2 protein-coding genes are annotated in these 1,441 nt (G+C 54.1%); both read right to left on the bottom strand.

Annotated features, from left to right (window positions below; all coding sequences use genetic code 11):
- The coding region (locus DW677_RS17930) for a type IV secretory system conjugative DNA transfer family protein (protein ID WP_242992256.1) at positions 1 to 950 on the bottom strand (950 nt) is incomplete at its 3' end.
- Positions 947 to 1,417, bottom strand: coding sequence for a PcfB family protein (locus DW677_RS17925; protein WP_025543433.1), 471 nt, complete (start codon positions 1,415 to 1,417; stop codon positions 947 to 949). The genes DW677_RS17930 and DW677_RS17925, both read right to left, overlap by 4 nt.
- Positions 1,418 to 1,441 lie beyond the last annotated feature (24 nt).

The following is a 1,441-nucleotide window of genomic DNA, read 5'->3' as shown; positions in this document are numbered from 1 at the left end:
CCGCTGGCGAGCTTGTATTTCTTATACTGCCTCACGGCGAAGTGCTGGGGGCTGCGGCGTTCCAGCCCGTCAAACATATAGTCCACCGCGTTTTTGAAGGTTTCGTCATCCTCCCGGACTTCCATGCTGTTTATCATTTCCACCAGCGTATTCATGTTGCGTTCTTCCTCCGGCCCCTCAAAGACGATGTAGGACACAAGGGCGCAGTACAAGAGGGTTTCTGCTTTTGTCCAGAACTCGTCGCCCTCCTTGCCGTCGCCTTTGGTGTTGGCAATCAGGGCGGTAACAAATTTCAAAACATCGCTTTCTGTCTTGATATAGGCCAGCGGATTGTAGTGCATGGATTTTGAAAAGTCGATACTGTTGAACACCCGCACCCTGTATTTCTCCCGTTGCAGAAACCGCCCGCACTGGTCGAGGGTGCCGCCCTTCGGGTCTACCACCACATACGAGGAATGGGCTTGAAGGAGCTGCGGGGTCAACCAGAACCTTGTCTTTCCCGAGCCGGACGATCCGATGACACAGGCGTTTAGGTTCCGGGCATTGGCGGGTATCTTCGGACGGGTGTTCATGGTAAGGAACTCCGTCCCGGTCAGAATGACATTGTTCTGAAATTTAGGGTCAACAAATGGCTTTATATCTTCCTTTGTTCCAAAGCGGGCGGTGCCGTACTCCGCATCCCGCCGGAATTTTTTCGCCTGCCTGATCTTTGACTGTATCAGCAGATACATCCCAGCCGCACCGGCAAGGCCCACCAGCAGGTCAATACCTCCCAGCCCCGGCCAGTAGGTTTCAAAGGCTTTGGGGAAGGTATCAAGCATCCCCATGAGCTTTGTCCCGAAGTCTGTGCCGGGGGCGATCCGGTAGGCCGTCCCGATTTTGGAGAAAAACCAGAACACAAAGAGGTACGGCAGGTTTGGGAGCACATATTTTCTGATCTTGTCACTCAACGTCCGTCCTTCACCGCCTCTCTGGTCCGCTGCTTTTCCTTTGCCTGCGTCCTGATTTGCTCCGTGAATTTCCGAAGCTGACCGAGGATGGAAGCCTTGTCCTGCTCTTTGTTCAGCACCTTTGCGCTGTACTTCTGGAAGGCCGCCGTGATAGCGTCCGCCTGATTGGCTTTGAAAAACAGCAGGTAATGACCGGGGCTCACTTTATGGAAAGCGTAGTCCACATGGAACTCCTTCGCGATCCGGTCAAAATCCTTTGGGGCTCCCACATAGGGCATGGCACTTTTGCCGCCATAGTGGTTCATCAGCTTTTTCACGCTCTGGCGTCCCTGCGGGGTCAGCGCCTTCTGGTGGTGCTTTTGCAGCGCCCGAACCACCTTGCCAAGAGCGGCAGCCAGCACTTTTCCTGTGAGCTTCGTTGTCCTGATCGAAAGGGCAACCGTTTTTTGGTTTACTTCTTCCTGCATAAAACCTCCTTTCCGTCGGGGTTC

It is taken from the genome of Clostridium sp. AM25-23AC (assembly GCF_003435125.1).
Lineage (GTDB): Bacteria > Bacillota > Clostridia > Lachnospirales > Lachnospiraceae > Pilosibacter > Pilosibacter fragilis.
Note: the sequence above shows the minus strand (reverse complement) of the source record. Positions and strands in the feature narration are given on the sequence as shown.

What these genes read in the sequence shown, in the direction of transcription:
- DW677_RS17925 (WP_025543433.1), bottom strand. Translation starts at nt 1,417, where the DNA reads ATGCAGGAAGAAGTAAACCAAAAAACGGTTGCCCTTTCGATCAGGACA.